Origin of the sequence: Azospirillum brasilense, from assembly GCF_001315015.1 — a bacterium.
GTDB classification, from domain to species: Bacteria; Pseudomonadota; Alphaproteobacteria; order Azospirillales; family Azospirillaceae; genus Azospirillum; species Azospirillum brasilense.
The window spans coordinates 450,001-466,530 of the sequence record NZ_CP012916.1; the positions used below are offsets into that span (position 1 = coordinate 450,001).

The following is a 16,530-nucleotide window of genomic DNA, read 5'->3' on the forward strand; positions in this document are numbered from 1 at the left end:
GGTGATCCGGTCAAGCCTGTTCGAGGCGGGGAACGCCGCCGGCGTGCCGGTCTCGGTGATGATGGCGCTGATCCGCGACTACTCCTACGACGTGGACTTCCAGCGCGACCTTCAGCCGGGCGACCGCTTCGAGGTCCTGTATGAGCGGCTGGTCACCGCCGACGGCAAGAACGCCGGCGAAGGCGACGTGCTCTACGCCGCGCTGGTGTTGAGCGGCAAGGAGTACCCGATCTACCGGCACAAGAGCCGGGACGGCCGCATTGACTATTACAACCGCGATGGGGAGAGCATCCGCCGTGCCCTGCTGCGCACGCCGATCGACGGCGCACGCATCACCTCGGGCTTCGGGATGCGCCACCACCCGATCCTCGGCTTCAGCAAGATGCACAAGGGCATGGATTTCGGCGCGCCGACCGGCACACCGATCTACGCCGCGGGCGGCGGTGTGGTCGAGGAAGTCGGGCCGAACGGCGCCTACGGCAACTACATCCGCATCCGCCACAACACCCAGATCGCCACGGCCTACGCCCATCTGAGCCGCATCGCCAAGGGCACGCGCCGCGGCGCCCGCGTCGACCAGGGCGACGTCATCGGCTATGTCGGGACCACTGGCCGATCCACCGGGCCGCACCTGCATTACGAGGTGCTGAAGGGCGGCCAGCAGATCAACCCGAAAAGCATCGACCTGCCAACCGGCGACAAGCTGGAAGGCCGTGAACTGCAAGCCTTCGAGCAGACGGTGCGATCGCTGGAGAAGAGCTTCGAGCAGGCGCGCAGCGGCCTCCAGCTCGCCCGCACCCCAGGCCCTCATGAGGACAAGGGCTGCACCAAGGCAACCACCTGCTGAGACGCCGCCTCTCCTACTCCTGGTGAAGAAAACGGCGAATGGCGTTGGCGAGGATCTGGACGCCCTTTTCCTCGTCATCCGCCATCTTACGGAGACGGTCGCGCATGGCCTGAACCTGCGGCTTCATCTGGGCCGCTTTGGCGATGGCCAGTTGCGCCTCTTCCGGTTTCATGTCGCCTTTGGCCATGGCGTGCTCCCTCCGCTTGCGATCAGGATGAGACAGTCGGCGCCGTGTTGCAACGGCACTCGATAAATCGAAGCGGGCTTCAGCGAAACAGGCCGACGCTTTCCACCGCCTGACCGCCGGTCCCCAACTTGAACTCCGTGACGCCCGGCGCGCTGTCCGGATTGATGCCGCCGAGGTCGAGCCAGCCCACGCCGCGCGCCTTGAGCGCCAGAGCCGCCCGCCACAGCACCAGCCGCATCGCCCCGCTCTTACGCCCCGACTCGCTGGACCAGCCGACTTGGTAGGTAGCCGAGCCGCCATGCATGTAGAAGAGGGCGCTCGCCGCTGGAGCCGCCCTGTTGGAACGGCTTTCCAGAGCGGCGACCATCAGCACCCCATCGCCCTTCCCGCCACCTTTCAGCAGCCCGTTGCGGATGCGCACGGCCAGCGCGCCGGTCATCGGGCGGAACTGCTTGGTCTGGGCCTGCTCATGTTCCTGCTTCATCAGCCAGGGCAGGTTCTTGGCCTCCCAGTCGAGGTCGATGACCAGACCGGCCTTCTCCGCCCCCTTGAGACGCTGGCGCCAGTCGCGGGCCATCGCGGCCCGCAGATCCTCCTCGCCGAGTGACAGGTCGAGCCAGACCGTGCGGTAGCCGGGGCCGAAGCGGCGGAAACCGCAGCGGCGCAGCATCGCCTCGGCCTCCGGCCCAGCGGCCAGTTCGGGAAGCAGACTGGCCCGGCTGAGCGGGTTGTCGGGGCAGGCCCGGCGCAGCACGTGGAAGACCGCTTCCTGGGTCGCCAAGTCCGGCTCTATTCCGTCGAGCCACAACGGGCCGCGGTGGATCTGGCGCTGGTGGAACAGGCGAAGCGTGCGCCGCTCCAGAAGCTGGACGATCCCGATGGGCGTACCGTCGCGCCGGATCAGGCCGAGCCGAGGCACAAAGCCATGGGTGCGCCCCATGGCGCCGGCGTAGGCGAAGCACTGCGGCAGGGTGGAGCGGGGAACGCGGGCGAAGAGCGAAGCCCACTCCCCCACCGTCCCCTCGTTCCACAGGATGGTGACAGCGCCTTCGGAGGAGGTCGGGGACGGCATGGGCTGGTCCGGCGTCAGGCGGGCGGCAGGGCCGATGTGGCCTCTTCCAACTGGGCGAAGCTTGGTCGGTATTCGGGCTCCAGCACGTTTCGAGAGTATTCGACCGAAATGGCCGGAGCGTAGCCGGACAAATGCGCGATCAGCCCGATTTTCATCGCCTGATAGTATTTCCCTTCGGCGTGGTAGATGTTCTTCAAGCCGCTGGCGATCGGCGCCAGGAAGCCGTAGGCGACGAGAATGCCGGTGAAGGTGCCGACCAGCGCGCCGCCGATCAGCTTGCCCAGGACCTCCGGCGGCTCGGTGATCGACCCCATGGTGTGAATCACGCCCAGCACCGCCGCGACGATGCCCAGCGCCGGAACGGCGTCGGCGACCGCCTGGATGGCGTCGGCGATCCTCTGATGCTCGTGGTGCATGGTCTCGATGTCCTCGTCCATCAGGTCGACCAGCTCGTGCGGGTTGTCGGCCCCCAGCGACATCAGACGCAGATAGGTGCAGAGGAAGGATATGGCGTGGTGGTCGCCGTAGAATTTTGGAAACTGCTGGAAGAGTGGTGAATCCTCGGGTTTCTCGATGTGCTGTTCGAGGGCGAGCAGCCCCTTGGTCTTCGCGATCTTGAAGACCTGATACATCATGGTGAGAAGTTCGAGGAAATCATCCTTTTTGTATTTTGGCCCTTTGAAGAGGTGGCCGAGTTCCTTGCCTGTGTGTGTGACCACCGCTTTTGGATTGCCGATCAGGAACGCGCCGGCGGCGGAGCCCAGGATGATCATGAACTCGAAGGGCATCCACAGCACGCCCAGGTGACCGCCACCCAGGACGTAGCCCCCGAAGACGCTGAACACTACGACGCCGAAGCCGATCATCACGAACATGTCTTCCGTCCTCCAGCGTCATTTTCCGTGCCTTGGCCGGCCCGCTCCGCGGAAAGCCGGTCAGGCGGGGATGCTTGCGTTCTGCCGGCCCAGTGACGCAGCAATCCCTTGAGTTTTTGTAAATCACCCGGCGTCGGACGCGATCCTAGCCGTGACAAAGGATCGTGTCACGAAAGGAGTACCCGAAAAGCACCCCGCCGCAGCCGCATGCGCAAAAGAAAAGGGACCGCCCGTGGGCGGTCCCTTTTCACACGCTCGGACGATCCGGCGCCGGCCCGATCAGCCGATCCGCCAAGTGTCCGGAGCCTCCTCCAGACGCTTGAGGAGCGCCACGCGCTGCTGCTCGATTTCGTCCGGCAGGTGGCTGCCGAAGCGGTTGAACAGCTCCTCCTGGTCCCTGGCCTCGGCCTCGGCTTCCTTCCGGTCGATGTCCATGATCTTCCGGAACTTGTCCTCGGCGAAATCCAGACCGGCCCAATTCAGGTCCTGGTAGCGCGGCATGTAGCCGAACGGGCTCTCCGCCGCATCGACCGCACGGCCGCGGACGCGGTCGACGATCCAGCGCAGGACGCGCATGTTGTCGCCAAAGCCCGGCCAGACGAACTTGCCGTTCTCGTCCTTGCGGAACCAGTTGACGCGGTAGATGCGCGGCAGGTTCTCCACCTTGCCTTCCATCGCCAGCCAATGGTTCCAGTAGTCGGCCATGTTGTAGCCGCAGAAGGGCAGCATGGCGAAGGGGTCGCGGCGGATGGCGGCCTGGCCCACGGCGGCGGCGGTCGCCTCCGAGCCCATGGTCGCCGCCCAGTAGACGCCCTCGCGCCAGTTGTAGGCCTCGAACACCAGCGGGAAGGTCTTGGACAGGCGGCCGCCGAAGATGAAGGCGGAGATCGGAACGCCCGCCGGGTCTTCCCAGGCCGGATCGATCGACGGGCACTGCGCCGCCGGGGCGGTGAAGCGCGAGTTCGGGTGCGCCGCGGGGCGGCCCGACGCCGGGGTCCAGTCGTTGCCCTGCCAGTCGATGAGGTGGGCCGGCGTCTCGTCGGTCAGGCCTTCCCACCACACGTCGCCGTCGTCGGTCAGCGCGACGTTGGTGAAGATGACGTTGGCGTTCAGCGTCTTCAGCGCGTTCGGGTTCGACTTGATGCTGGTGCCCGGCGCCACGCCGAAAAAGCCGGCCTCCGGGTTGATGGCGCGCAGCGTGCCGTCCGGCTGCGGCTTCACCCAGGCGATGTCGTCACCGATGGTGCGGACCTTCCAGCCTTCGAACTCGGCCGGGGGGACCAGCATGGCGAAGTTGGTCTTGCCGCAGGCCGACGGGAAGGCGGCGGCGACGTAGGTCTTCTCGCCCTCCGGGCTTTCCACGCCGAGGATCAGCATGTGCTCGGCCAGCCAGCCCTGCTCACGGCCCATCGAGGAGGCGATGCGCAGCGCGAAGCACTTCTTGCCGAGCAGGGCGTTGCCGCCGTAGCCCGAGCCGAAGGAGACGATCGAGTGATCGGCCGGGAAATGGACGATGTACTTGTGATCGGCGTTGCACGGCCACGCCACGTCCGGCTGGCCGGGCTCCAGCGGCGCGCCGATGGAGTGCAGGCAGGGCACGAAGTCGCCGTCGCCCAGGATGTCCAGCACCTTCTGACCCATGCGGGTCATCATGCGCATGTTCACCGCGACGTACGGGCTGTCGGAGATCTGCACGCCGATGTGCGCGATGTCCGAGCCCAGCGGCCCCATGCTGAAGGGCACCACATACATGGTGCGGCCCCGCATGCAGCCCTCGAACAGGCCGTCCAGCTTTGCCCTCATCTCGGCCGGGGCGACCCAGTTGTTGGTCGGGCCGGCATCCTCCTTGCGCTCGGAGCAGATGAAGGTCCGGTCCTCGACGCGGGCGACGTCGCCCGGATCGGAACGGCAGAGGTAGGAGTTCGGGCGCTTGGCCTCGTTCAGCTTGATGAAGGTACCCGATTCCACCATCTCGGCGCACAGGCGGTCGTATTCCTCCTGCGATCCGTCACACCAGTGCACCCGTTCGGGCTTGCACTTGTTTGCGATCTCCTCGACCCAGGCCAGGAGCTTCTTGTTCCGCGTGCGCGTTGTTCCGGTCATCCTTTGCCTCTCAACTCGTCTCCGGGTTCGCCGCCCCCATGGAATGCGGGGGCCGGTGCCCGGAGGTCTGGACGGCTGGCCTTTTCGACCCTTATCGAAGCCGTCCTTGTTCGGTGGCGGTGTCGTTCCGCCGGCTCAAACCACCGCAGCCCGGCCCGCAGGCCGGACAGCGGTCATCCCGACGCGCCCCCCGGGCGCGCCCGATGTCCTGATTGGCAAGAGAGGGGTGGCCCCAAGGCCACAAACCCAAAACGGCAACGGGTCGGTCCGTTATGGTCCACTGACGTTTTCTCCTGGTTGCTCTTTTTCGCGCGCCGCTTGCCGCGGCGTCGTGGTTAGCCGTCACGATCATTCGATTCCACCGGCGAATCCACCGGGTCGCCCGCCGCGCCGGGCGCGCTGCCGGGCGCGCTCTGGCGGGCCTGGCGAGCGAGCCCGGCGAGAGTGACCCTAGCGTCCCCGGGGTTTTCCACGCTGTGATCGAAATCAACCCGCGCCATTTCGCCGCTGCGGCGCAGGTCGCAGCCGTCGGGGTCGATTCCGGTCATCGCCCACGGCTCGGCGCCATCGGCGGACCGTCCGGCCAGAACCGTTGCGTACAGCCGCAAGGCGTCGGCGTGGTCGGCGTTCATGTGGCTCAGGATGGCGCCCTCGGCCTCGGCCAGTGCCGCGGGGATGCTGGGCAGCAGCAGGTCCGCGCGGTCGAGCCACCGCACCCGGCCGAAGCCGGCCACCAGATGGGCGCGCTCCACCGACACGGCGTAGACGCTGAAATCGGCGAAACCGGCGTAGAGCGCGGCACCGGGATGGCGCGCCAGGAAGCGGGCACGATGGCGCGGCTCCTCCGAGCGCTCGGCCCGCCCGAGAACGGACAGCCGCGGCCCGGAGAGCGGCTCCGCCAGCCCCGCCGTTCCGTCGAACAGCAGGCCGACGCGCGGATCCCGCACGATGTTCTTCGTGTGGTCCGCGAGCGTGGAGAGCAGGAGAAGGGGCGTGCCGTCGAGGTCGAAGGCCACCTGGACCAGAGAGGGATAAGGCCAGCCGCCCCGGCCATTGTGCTGGTCGCCAGCTTGGCCGTCGTCCCCGCGCAGAGCGGTGGACAGCGCCGCCAGGCCGGCACCCCGCATCAGGCGCCTTGCGGCACCTTCCGTTCGGCCGCCGACGTCTGATGACGCCGCGGCGCCCGGCCCCGATGGGGTCGGACGGATGGGGGACTCGTCGGAACTCATGCCCTGAAACGAATGCGTTCTCCCGCGCAGCACCGTTTCCCCGGCGCCGCATTGGTGCCATATTGGCCCAGACAAATAGGTTGGGAAAAGCGAAAAGTTGGCTTTTCATGCCTTTGCGCCGCCCGTAGGTCGTCGTGGAGCATTCGGAAAGCCCGCATTTCGAAATAAGACGAAACCATTCTTCCGTAGTAAGCGACATCAACGGGCCGGCTATCCGCTTCAGTTGGCCGCCGGCACCGGCGGTTGCCGAAAACGGGGTGTGTGATTGGGAACGCGAACGACATGTCTCACACCGTAGCGTTGGTGGACGACGACCGGAACATCCTGACCTCCATTGCCATGGCGCTGGAAGCGGAGGGGTTCGAGGTCCGCACCTACACCGACGGCGCCGAAGCGCTGCGCGGCCTGACCCAGCGCCCGCCGGACCTTGCCGTGCTGGACATCAAGATGCCGCGCATGGATGGGATGGAACTGCTGCAGCGCCTGCGCCAGACCAGCCATCTGCCGGTCATCTTCCTGACCAGCAAGGACGACGAGGTCGACGAGCTGATGGGTCTGCGCATGGGCGCGGACGACTACATCAAGAAGCCCTTCTCGCAACGCCTGCTGGTTGAGCGCATCCGCACCCTGCTGCGGCGCGAGGCGGCGACTCGCGACAAGACCGCGCCGGAACCCGGCGTGCTGCTGACCCGCGGCCCGCTGGTCATGGACGGCGCCCGCCATTCCTGCACCTGGAAGGGCCAGCCCATCGACCTGACGGTGACGGAATTCCTTCTGGTGAAGGCGCTGGCCCAGCGCCCCGGCCATGTGAAGAGCCGCGATCAACTCATGGACGCCGCCTACGGCGAGAACGTCTATGTCGACGACCGCACCATCGACAGCCACATCAAGCGGCTCCGCAAGAAGTTCAAGGCCATTGATTCCGACTTTGCGCAGATCGAAACGCTCTATGGCGTCGGTTACCGATACAGGGAGTGAGGTCCGCGCGCCGGACCACGCCCCTTCCCCACCCGTCAAGCCCGGCGCCGCGCCGCGCGCCGCGTCCCGACGCCGGGTGCGCGGCGTGCCGTCGCCGCTGACTCTGCGGATTCTCGCCGTCAACGTGCTGGCGCTGCTGCTGCTGGTCGGCGCCCTGCTCTATCTCGGCCGCTACCAGGACCGGCTGGTCCAGGCGGAGCTGGACGCGCTGGAGACGGAGGCGCGCATCTTCGCCTCCGCGCTCGGCGAGGGCGCCGTGCAGCGGGCCGCCGACGAGCCGGAGCCTGGCCAGGAAAGCTACGAGCTGTCGCCGGAATTGGGACGCCAGATGATCCGCCGGCTGGCGCTGGCGACGGAGACGCACACCCGGCTCTACGGCCCGGACGGGCGGCTGCTCTCGGACAGCCGCGTGCTGACCGGCTCCCCCGGCAAGATCGAGATCCAGGAGCTGCCGCTGCCGCCCTCCGGCGACCCGGTCTCGCGCGCGGTCAACGAGTTCTACGCCCGCTTCATCGACGTGGTGCCGAGCCGGGAAAATCTGCCGCTCTACCGCGAGCCGCCGGGCCATGCCGCCGAATCGGCCGCCCCGCCGCCCAACGTGGAGCGCGCGCTGGCCGGCGAGAACAGCGCGACGGTGTGGCGCCTGGCCTCCCCGGTCGCCCGCTCCAACATGCTGCTGACGGTCGCCGTTCCGGTCCAGCGCTACAAGGAGGTGTTGGGGGCGGTCCTGCTGTCGCGCAGCGGCACGGTGATCGACGAGGCCATCCGGTCGGTGCGCAGCGACATCCTGCGCGTCTTCGCGGTGGCGCTTCTCGTCACGGTCCTGATGTCGCTCTATCTGGCCGGCACCATCGCCCGGCCCATCCGCAAACTGGCCCAAGCGGCCGATCGGCTGCGCACCGGCCATGGGCGCCACACCGAGATCCCCGACTTCACCCGCCGCGGCGACGAGATCGGGGAGCTGTCCGGCGTGCTGCGTGACATGACGGCGGCGCTGTGGGCACGCATGGACGCCATCGAGCGCTTCGCCGCCGACGTCGCCCACGAGATCAAGAACCCGCTGACCTCGCTGCGCAGCGCGGTGGAAACGGTCAGCCGCATCCAGGACCCGGCCCGCCGCGACAAGCTGATGGCGATCATCGCCGACGACGTGCAACGGCTGGACCGGCTGATCAGCGACATCTCCAACGCCTCGCGCCTGGACGCCGAGCTGTCGCGTGCCGCGCTGGAGCCGGTGGATGTCGGCGCCATGCTCCGCATGCTCGCCGACATCCACCGCACCACCGCGGAGGAGGAGGATGAGGGCGATGGGACGGAAGCCCCGCCGAGCGTCGTCATCGAACCGCCGCGCGGCGGATCGCTGACCGTGAAGGGGTTGGAGGGTCGGCTGACCCAGGTCTTCCAGAATCTGATCGCCAACGCCTTGTCCTTCTCGCCGCCCGGCGGGCAGGTCCGGCTGACCGCCCGGCGCACCCCGGACGGCGCGGTCGAGGTGACGGTCAGCGACGACGGTCCCGGCATTCCGGACGGCAAAGAAGAGGCAATCTTCGAGCGCTTCTACACCGAGCGGCCGGCCGGCGAGAAGTTCGGAACCCATTCCGGCCTCGGCCTGTCGATCTCCAAACAGATCGTGGAGGCCCACGGCGGCACCATCCGGGCCGACAACCGCCTCGGCCCCGGCGGGGAAACGACAGGCGCCGTCTTCACCGTGCGCCTGCCCCGACCCTGACACTATTCCACAGGGTGGATGCGGCATAGTTGCAATTTGAGAAAAGACGTATGGACAAAGTCGTGGGTGCGGCGGATGCTCGATTTTGGTCATTCCCGCGCCTGCGACGGCTGGCCTTTCGACAACCGGACGTCACCAACCGGAAGAGGGCCATGTCCGACATCAAGCCCGACCTCACGCCGTTCGCACCGTACCAGACCGACGAAGCCGCCCCGGCTTCGGCCGCTCCGGCTTCGGCCAGGGTCATCGACTTCCGCCGCTATCGGCTGGCCCGCCTCATCAACGACGCCAGCGTCCAGCAGGGCGAATTGGCCCGGATGATGCGGGCATCGGCCAACGAACGGACGCAACTGGCGGAGGCTCTCCAGGGCGCCCAACGTCATCTGGCGACCATCGCCGACAGCTACACCCATCTGTTGACCCGGCTGGCCCGTGAGAAGGATTTCCGCACCGCCTGCCAGGAGGCGGCCGAACTGGAGGACCTGGACGAGATGATCCGGCGGCGCGATGCGCTGGCCAGTGAACTGGCGGACATACGCCGCGCCGTCCGCCCCAATCAGCGCATGGGCTAGACCGCCGGTTTCGGCCAGTCGCGCTGAAGCCGGGATTTCCACAGCGTTGCGCCGGACATCGCGGTCGCTCCGGCGCATTCGAGGCGTATCGGGCGGGAAAAGGATGCATTTTCGGCATCCCATTGACAGAACCGGCGGTACGCCTCACCTTCGCGGGATCATGGTAACGATTCACGGCACCTGCGTCCTGGTCGGCACATGGAACGACGGCCAAGGAAACGGCGGCAGCGGCGTCATATCGGGCAGCGGCGACCGCAGCGAAACGCCCGTCGGCGTGCTGCTGCGGGGACCTTCGGGCAGCGGCAAGTCCGATCTGGCCTTGCGGATGATCGACGCTGGTGCGCTGTTGGTTGCCGACGACCGGGTGGAGCTGCGCGTTGACCGGGGCAGACTGATGGCAAGGGCGCCGGCGGCGCTGGCCGGTCTGCTGGAGGTACGGGGCGTCGGCATCATGCCCATGCCCACCGTCACGGAGGTCGAAATCAGGCTGGTCGTCGATCTGGTGCCGCGCGACGCCGTCGAACGTCTTCCTGAGGAGGAGGCCGCGGAACTTCTCGACCGGCCTGTCCCGCGCCTCGCCCTTTGTCCCTTCGACGCCTCGACTCCGGCCAAGCTCAAGCTGGCGGCTACGGCCGCGCGGGCTGGCTCTTTGGGAAAGGTTCCGGACCTGCCATGACCGACCGCCCCCCCTTGGAAAACCATCCGACGGAACGGCCCTTGGGCACGGACGGTCAACTCGTGCTGGTCACCGGCATGTCCGGAGCCGGAATGTCCATCGCCCTGAAGGCCCTGGAGGACCTCGGTTACGAGGCGGTGGACAACCTGCGCCTCTCGCTCGTTCCGGCGCTGCTGGAGCAGGCCGACCCGCGCAAACGCCCATTGGCCCTGGTGATCGACAGCCGTACCCGCGACTTCTCCGCCCACGCCATGCTGGAAGAGGTCGAGGCGCTGAAGGCCCACACCGGGTTGGACGTGCGGCTGGTGTTCCTCGATTGCGGGGACGAGACACTGCAGCGCCGCTTCACCGAAACGCGCCGCCGCCACCCGCTGGCCATCGACCGCCCGGTGCCGGACGGCATCCAATTGGAACGCGCCCTGCTGTTGCCGCTCAAGCAGCAGGCGGACGTGACCATCGACACCACGCAACTGTCGATCCACGACCTGCGCCGCATCCTGGCCGGAAACTTCCAGATCGGCGCCCAAGCGGCGCTTCAGGTCTTCGTCACCTCCTTCTCGTTCCGGATGGGGTTGCCTCGCGAGGCGGACCTCGTGTTCGACGTACGCTTCTTGACGAATCCCCATTATGATCCGGAATTGCGACCGCTGACCGGACTGGACCCCCATGTGGCGGCGCGGGTGGAGGAAGACCCGGATTTCGCCGATTTCTTCCGTCATCTGACGGATCTGTTGCAGCCGCTTCTGCCGCGCTACAACCAGGAGGGCAAAAGCTACCTGACCATTGCGGTCGGCTGCACGGGCGGCAAGCACCGCTCGGTGTTCGTCGCCGAGCGGCTGGCCGCGTGGCTCACCGGGCTGGGGCTGAAGGTCGGCATCAGCCATCGGGAGCTGGACCGGCAGGCCCAGCGGACCGGCTGACAGCCGATGGCCGGCCATCGAGTTGGTTGGAGCGATCCGGATAAGGGATCGTTCATAAGTGCCGCAATAAGAATGTGGCTTCGGGGGAGGCTCCAGAATTGAAGGATGTCCCATGATCGGTATGGTTCTGGTAACCCACGGGCGCCTCGCGGAAGAGTTCATCGCCGCGCTGGAGCATGTGGTGGGTGAGCAGCAGCAGGTGCGGGCCGTGTGCATCGGCCCAGACGACGACATGGAGCAGCGCCGTCAGGACATTCTGAACTCCGTTGCCGACGTGGACGACGGGTCCGGCGTCGTCGTGCTGACCGATATGTTCGGCGGCACCCCGTCCAACCTCGCCATCTCCATCATGGACAAGGCGAAGGTCGAGGTGATTGCCGGCGTGAACCTGCCGATGCTGATCAAGCTGGCCAGCGTACGCCGCCAGGAAACGCTGACCCATGCCGTGACCGCCGCGCGGGAAGCTGGACAGAAATACATCAACGTCGCTTCCTCGCTGCTGTCGGACGGGTGACCCGATGAACGTTCCAGACGACAAGACGCCCGCCCAGGGCGCTTCCGGAACCGGTGGGCAGCCTCCGGAGAGAAATCCCGAAATCTGCCAAACCGTCACCATCTGCAACCAGCGCGGCCTGCACGCCCGCGCGGCGGCAAAATTCGTGAAGCTGGTCGCCACCTTCGACTGTGAGATCGAGGTGCGGCGCGGCGAGACGCAGGTGTCAGGCGAATCCATCATGGGCCTGATGATGCTTGCTGCCGGCCCCGGCACCTCGGTGGAGCTTTACGCCTATGGCCGCGAGGCCGAGGAGGCCATGGCGGCTCTCGTGGATCTGATCACCCGCAAGTTCGATGAAGACTGACGTTCCGGCCGCCGGCCAGGGGCGGTCGTTGCGCGGGTTGGGCGTTTCGCCCGGCATTGCCATCGGCCCGGCCCATGTGGTGGAGAGCGGCGCCATCCGCGTTCCCGAATACACGCTTGCCGCCGATCAGGTGGAGGCCGAGGCTGCGCGCTTCGCCGACGCCTGCGGCAAGGCGCGCCGCCAGATCCGCAAGCTGAAGGCCAAGGCGCTGGTGCTGCCCGGCTCGGCGTCGGAGGAGATCGGCTTCCTTCTCGACGCCCATCTGGCGATGGTCACCAACTCGCGCCTGACGCGCGGCGTCGAGCGCCGCATCCAGCAGGAGCTGATCAACGCCGAGGCCGCGGTCCAGGCGGAGATCGCCACCATCGCCCAGACCTTCGCGAGCATGGAGGACAGCTACCTCGCCGGGCGAATCGCCGACGTGCGCGAGGTGGGTCGGCGGCTGATCCGCAACCTGATGCGGCACGAGTATCAGGCCTTCTCCATGCTGAACCCCGGCTCGGTGATCCTGGCGGAGGAACTGACCCCGGCGGACACCGCCCTGCTCGACCCCCGCCGCGTCGCCGGCTTCGCCACCGTACTCGGCGGCGCCGAGGGACACACGGCGATCATGGCGCGCTCGCTGGGCATTCCGGCGGTGCTGGGTGTCGGCGGGTTGCTGTCCGGGCTGAAGAACGGGATCACGGTCGTCGTCGACGGGGTCCAGGGACGCGTCATCATCGACCCCACCCCCGAGGTGCTGGAGGACTACCGGCAGCGCCGCGCCGAGCGCGAGCGCGAGCGCGAGCAGCTGAAGGGCCTGCGCAAGCTGCCGGCGGTCACCCGCGACAACACCGCGGTAGCGCTTCAGGCCAACCTGGAGCTGCCGCGCGACCTCGACCACGCGCTGGAGAACGGGGCGCAGGGGATCGGGCTGCTGCGCACTGAGTTCCTGTTCATGAACCGCGACCAGCTCCCGGACGAGGACGAGCAGTACACCGTCCTGCGCTCCATCGTGGAAGGCATGGGCGGCCGCACCGTCACCGCCCGCACCATGGATGTCGGCGGGGAGAAGCTGGCCGGCTGGATGGCGGGCCGCTACGGCGAGCCGGCGAACCCGGCGCTCGGCCTGCGCGCGGTCCGGCTCGGCCTGCGCGAGCCCAAGCTGCTGGAGACGCAGCTCGCCGCCATGCTGCGGGCCGGCGTCCATGGGCCGCTGCGCATCCTGCTGCCGATGATCTGCTCGGTCGCCGAGGTGCAGCGCGTGCGCGAGATGATGGGTCAGGTGGCCCGCCGGTTGCGCCGCCGCGGCGTTCCCATCGCCGATCCGCTGCCGCCGGTCGGGGTGATGGTGGAGGTTCCGGGGGCGGCCCTGTCCGCCGATGCGCTGGCCTACGCCGCCGACTTCTTCTCCATCGGCACCAACGACCTGACGCAGTACACGCTGGCCATCGACCGCGGAGACGAGCAGGTCGCCTCGCTCTACGACCCGCTGCACCCTGCCGTGCTACGCCTGATCCAGTTCACCATAGAGGCGGCGCTGCGCGCCCGCATCCCGGTGTCGGTCTGCGGCGAGATCGCCGGCGATTCGCGTTACACGGCGTTGTTGCTGGGACTGGGCGTGCGCGACCTGTCGATGGTGCCCCCGGCCATCCCCCTGGTGAAGCGGCGCATCCGCAAGTTGGACCTTCAGGAGGCCACCCGCCGCGCCCGTGTGATTATGGACCAGAGCGACAGCGGGCGCATCGCAGCCTTGCTGGACGACTTCAACACCGTCGACTGACGATCTGCTTTCGGGATCCGGGAGAACGGCGTCCGCGCAACGCCACCGTTGTCGCGGCGGCCGTTCTCATCGCCCGATCATAGGCTTCAGCCAGGGCGACGAGATGAACAGTTCGGTGAAATAGCCCTGGGTGAGGATGGCCCGGCCGACCTTGTGGATGCGGGTCGGAAGGGACCCGAGTTCCCCCTTGCGGGCGATCACGAAGATGGACCGGCGGAAGCTCGCGGCCGGAAAGGGCAGAACCCGCAGACGTCCCAGATGCTGGCGGCTTTTCACCAGCGCGGTCGGGGGAAGCAGGCTCCACCCCATCTCCTCCGCCACCATGGCCATCATCGTGTCGACGGCGTCGAACGCGAAGCTGCGTGGGATTTCCAATCCCAGGCGCCGCAGATGCTGGTCCACCATCCGGCCGAGGCTGCTGTCCACCGTGTTCCGGATCAGCGGCAACGCCTGGGAAAGCGCGCGCAGCCCGGCCTCGTCGGCGACCTCCGGCGCGTTGCGCGGCACCAGCAGCACGAAGGGCTCAGTGACCAGGCGGGCGCTGTCCACCTGATCCATGTCGTCGAAGGACTCGTTGGTGAAGATGACGTCCAGGCGCCGGGCCATGAACTGCTCCCGCAACTGCCGGCTGAGACCCGCCGCGATGCTGAAGGAGGGCACACTGTCGCGCAATTGCTGGAGGAGCCGCGGCATGAACGGAGCGGCCAGCGTGTCGATGCAACCAAGCCGCAATTCCGGCACGAAGGGCGCGTCCTTGCCGCCGATCACCGCCGGCAGTTGGCGGGCGTCGTTCAGGATGCGCTTGCTCCAGTGCCAGAGCCGGTGACCGGCGGCGGTCAGCGCCATCGGGCGGATGCTCCGGTCGAACAGCTGGGTGGCGAAGGCGGTTTCCAGTTGACGCACCACGTGCGATACGGCCGATTGGGTCAAACCCAGTTGGCCCGCCGCTCGGGTCATGTTGCCCAGCTCCGCCACGGTCACGAACACTTCGAGGGCGTCGAGGTCAAAGTCGCGATGGCGCATGAGGCGAGCGGGCTTCGTCGTCTGGCGGTCGTCGGACAGGTCCCGATGGAGACCCGGGCGGAGGCCCATTATGAACGCAGTTCATCCCCACCATGAAAGTCATTTCTTGACGTGACGGGGCGGAACGGTCGTGGGCAGCCTCGCGGGGTCGTTATCCATTGCGAGCCTCTCATCATGACCATCCCTTCCCTCCCCTCCTTCACCGCCGGCCAGCCCACGACCCAGCCCACGACCCAGCCAGCCGCCCGACTCATCGGCCATTGGCTGGCCGGTCTGGAGCGGGCCGGCATTCCCGACGACGTGGCCTCGGCGGCCCGCGCCTGCATCATCGACACGCTGGGCGTGGCTCTGGCCGGAGTCGGCACCGACACCGCCCGCCTGGCGCGGGGGGAAGCGCTGGACATCCATGCCGCCGGCCCGTCCACCCTGCTGGGCGGCGGACGCCTATGCGCCGAAGGGGCCGCCTTCGCGAACACCGCGGCTGCCCACGCGCTGGATTTCGACGACAACTCCTATGCCGGATTCGTCCATGGGTCGGCCGTGGTGGTGCCGACCGCCCTGGCCGCAGTGGAAGCGGCCGGAGGAACCGGAGCCGATCTGCTGACCGCCGTAGTTGCCGGTGCGGAGGCGGAATACGCGCTGGCCGTCGCCCTCGGCAATGGGGTGTATGAGGCCGGCTGGTGGACCACCGCGCTGTTCGGCGTGGTCGGTGCCGCCGCCACCGCCGCCAAGGCCTTCCGGCTGGACGGCGACCGGGCCGCCGATGCCGTCGCTTTTGCGCTCTGCGGGGCCGGCGGCATGCGGGCCTGCTTCGGCACGGGCGCCAAGCCGCTGCTGGCCGCACAAGCCGCCGCCAACGGGCTGCGCGCGGCGCGTCTAGCCAAGCGTGGCGGGGCCGTGCCGCACGTCGTGGTGGAGGACCCGCGGGGCTTTGCCCGGCTGGTGGCGCAGGGCCGCTTCGATCCCACGGCGCTGACGGCCTTGGGCCGGCGGTGGCACCTGCTGGACCCGGGCATCGACACCAAGGCCTATCCGGTCTGCCTCTCCTCGCACGCGGCGGCCGACGCGGTGCGCGACCTGATGACGGAGCACCGGCTGCCTCCGTCGGACATCACGGCGGTGCGCTGCGTCGTACCGCCCCTGGTGGCCGCCAACCTCACCTACGACCGCCCAACCACTCCCGGCGAAGCCCGCTTCAGCCTGCCCTTTGCGGTGGCCTGCGTGATGCTGCACGGCGACCTGACTCTGGATCACCTGACCACGGCGACGCTGGCCGACCCGCATCTGCACGCGGCCATGGAGCGTGTGAGCATGCGGCCGGATCCCGGCTGGAACGCCGATCCCGATCGGGCGCGGCTGGCCCCGGAAGGCGCCGATGTAACGGTGGAAACCGCGACCGGACGTACGTTCCGCCGCTTCTGCGCCTCGGCGCGCGGCACCGTCGCCCGGCCCCTGTCGGCGCAGGAGCATGCCGGGAAGTTCCATGACTGTGCCGGACGCGCCATGGGGCCAGAGGCAGCGGCGCGGCTCCATCGCAAGTTGCTGGATATCGATGCTCTGCCTCGGCTGGACGGGCTTCTGGACGGCTCGATCGGTTGACAGCGGGTCGACAGCATACGCCTGCATTCATGGTGCCTGCAAAATTCATTCATGGTGCTGGCGAAGCGTCCACAATCCAGCCTAATTTTTGAGCATGA

16 protein-coding genes (1 of these 16 only partly in view) are annotated in these 16,530 nt (G+C 67.8%); 10 read left to right on the forward strand and 6 right to left on the reverse strand.

What is annotated here, in order from left to right; all coding sequences use genetic code 11:
* Positions 1 to 847, forward strand: the 3' portion of a protein-coding gene (locus tag AMK58_RS23405) for a peptidoglycan DD-metalloendopeptidase family protein (protein WP_236778307.1). 503 nt of this gene lie to the left of the window's left edge; only the last 847 of its 1,350 coding nucleotides appear in the window; its start codon lies off the left edge, out of view; the stop codon is at positions 845 to 847.
* Between the two features lie 13 nt (positions 848 to 860).
* Here AMK58_RS23405 and AMK58_RS30985 read toward each other — a convergent pair whose 3' ends face one another.
* The 5 genes from AMK58_RS30985 to AMK58_RS23425 all read right to left on the reverse strand — a co-directional run bounded on the left by AMK58_RS30985 (position 861) and on the right by AMK58_RS23425 (position 6,211).
* Positions 861 to 1,034 carry a hypothetical protein gene (locus AMK58_RS30985; protein ID WP_167555934.1) on the reverse strand — a complete coding sequence of 58 codons (174 nt, stop codon included), beginning with the start codon at positions 1,032 to 1,034 and terminating at the stop codon, positions 861 to 863.
* A gap of 79 nt (positions 1,035 to 1,113) precedes the next feature.
* Positions 1,114 to 2,106, reverse strand: a complete 993-nt coding sequence (locus AMK58_RS23410; RefSeq protein ID WP_059399515.1) for a peptidoglycan bridge formation glycyltransferase FemA/FemB family protein — start codon at positions 2,104 to 2,106, stop codon at positions 1,114 to 1,116.
* Between the two features lie 14 nt (positions 2,107 to 2,120).
* On the reverse strand, positions 2,121 to 2,981 hold the full coding sequence (motA, locus tag AMK58_RS23415) for a flagellar motor stator protein MotA (RefSeq protein WP_035682389.1): 861 nt from the start codon (positions 2,979 to 2,981) through the stop codon (positions 2,121 to 2,123).
* Positions 2,982 to 3,260: 279 nt separating this feature from the next.
* Positions 3,261 to 5,084 carry a phosphoenolpyruvate carboxykinase (GTP) gene (locus AMK58_RS23420; protein WP_035682387.1) on the reverse strand — a complete coding sequence of 608 codons (1,824 nt, stop codon included), beginning with the start codon at positions 5,082 to 5,084 and terminating at the stop codon, positions 3,261 to 3,263.
* 335 nt (positions 5,085 to 5,419) lie between these two features.
* Positions 5,420 to 6,211 carry a HugZ family pyridoxamine 5'-phosphate oxidase gene (locus AMK58_RS23425; protein WP_035682385.1) on the reverse strand — a complete coding sequence of 264 codons (792 nt, stop codon included), beginning with the start codon at positions 6,209 to 6,211 and terminating at the stop codon, positions 5,420 to 5,422.
* A gap of 384 nt (positions 6,212 to 6,595) precedes the next feature.
* Between AMK58_RS23425 and AMK58_RS23430 the strand changes: the two genes are divergently transcribed.
* From AMK58_RS23430 to ptsP, 8 genes are all read left to right on the forward strand, one after another.
* On the forward strand, positions 6,596 to 7,291 hold the full coding sequence (locus AMK58_RS23430; RefSeq protein ID WP_035682395.1) for a response regulator transcription factor: 696 nt from the start codon (positions 6,596 to 6,598) through the stop codon (positions 7,289 to 7,291).
* A complete protein-coding gene (locus tag AMK58_RS23435) occupies positions 7,263 to 9,020 on the forward strand; it encodes a stimulus-sensing domain-containing protein (protein ID WP_035682383.1) in 1,758 nt (585 codons plus the stop codon). The genes AMK58_RS23430 and AMK58_RS23435 overlap by 29 nt, the downstream gene beginning before the upstream one ends.
* 152 nt (positions 9,021 to 9,172) lie before the next feature.
* Positions 9,173 to 9,592, forward strand: coding sequence for a hypothetical protein (locus tag AMK58_RS23440; protein WP_035682380.1), 420 nt, complete (start codon positions 9,173 to 9,175; stop codon positions 9,590 to 9,592).
* A 160-nt stretch (positions 9,593 to 9,752) separates the two neighbouring features.
* Positions 9,753 to 10,268 carry an HPr kinase/phosphorylase gene (locus tag AMK58_RS23445; RefSeq protein ID WP_035682379.1) on the forward strand — a complete coding sequence of 172 codons (516 nt, stop codon included), beginning with the start codon at positions 9,753 to 9,755 and terminating at the stop codon, positions 10,266 to 10,268.
* Entirely contained in the window at positions 10,265 to 11,188 is a 924-nt protein-coding gene (rapZ, locus tag AMK58_RS23450) for an RNase adapter RapZ (protein ID WP_035682377.1), read from the forward strand. The genes AMK58_RS23445 and rapZ overlap by 4 nt, the downstream gene beginning before the upstream one ends.
* Positions 11,189 to 11,300: 112 nt before the next feature.
* Entirely contained in the window at positions 11,301 to 11,702 is a 402-nt protein-coding gene (locus AMK58_RS23455; protein WP_014199776.1) for a PTS sugar transporter subunit IIA, read from the forward strand.
* 4 nt (positions 11,703 to 11,706) lie between these two features.
* Positions 11,707 to 12,048: an HPr family phosphocarrier protein gene (locus AMK58_RS23460; protein WP_079285473.1), complete on the forward strand. Its 342-nt coding sequence runs from the start codon at positions 11,707 to 11,709 to the stop codon at positions 12,046 to 12,048.
* Positions 12,038 to 13,810 (forward strand): phosphoenolpyruvate--protein phosphotransferase, encoded by a 1,773-nt coding sequence (gene ptsP, locus AMK58_RS23465; protein ID WP_035682372.1) that lies wholly within the window; start codon positions 12,038 to 12,040, stop codon positions 13,808 to 13,810. Before AMK58_RS23460 ends, ptsP begins: the two co-directional genes overlap by 11 nt.
* 66 nt (positions 13,811 to 13,876) lie before the next feature.
* Here ptsP and AMK58_RS23470 read toward each other — a convergent pair whose 3' ends face one another.
* A complete protein-coding gene (locus tag AMK58_RS23470) occupies positions 13,877 to 14,833 on the reverse strand; it encodes a LysR family transcriptional regulator (RefSeq protein WP_236778308.1) in 957 nt (318 codons plus the stop codon).
* A 174-nt stretch (positions 14,834 to 15,007) separates the two neighbouring features.
* Between AMK58_RS23470 and AMK58_RS23475 the strand changes: the two genes are divergently transcribed.
* Positions 15,008 to 16,432: an MmgE/PrpD family protein gene (locus AMK58_RS23475; protein ID WP_059399516.1), complete on the forward strand. Its 1,425-nt coding sequence runs from the start codon at positions 15,008 to 15,010 to the stop codon at positions 16,430 to 16,432.
* Positions 16,433 to 16,530 lie beyond the last annotated feature (98 nt).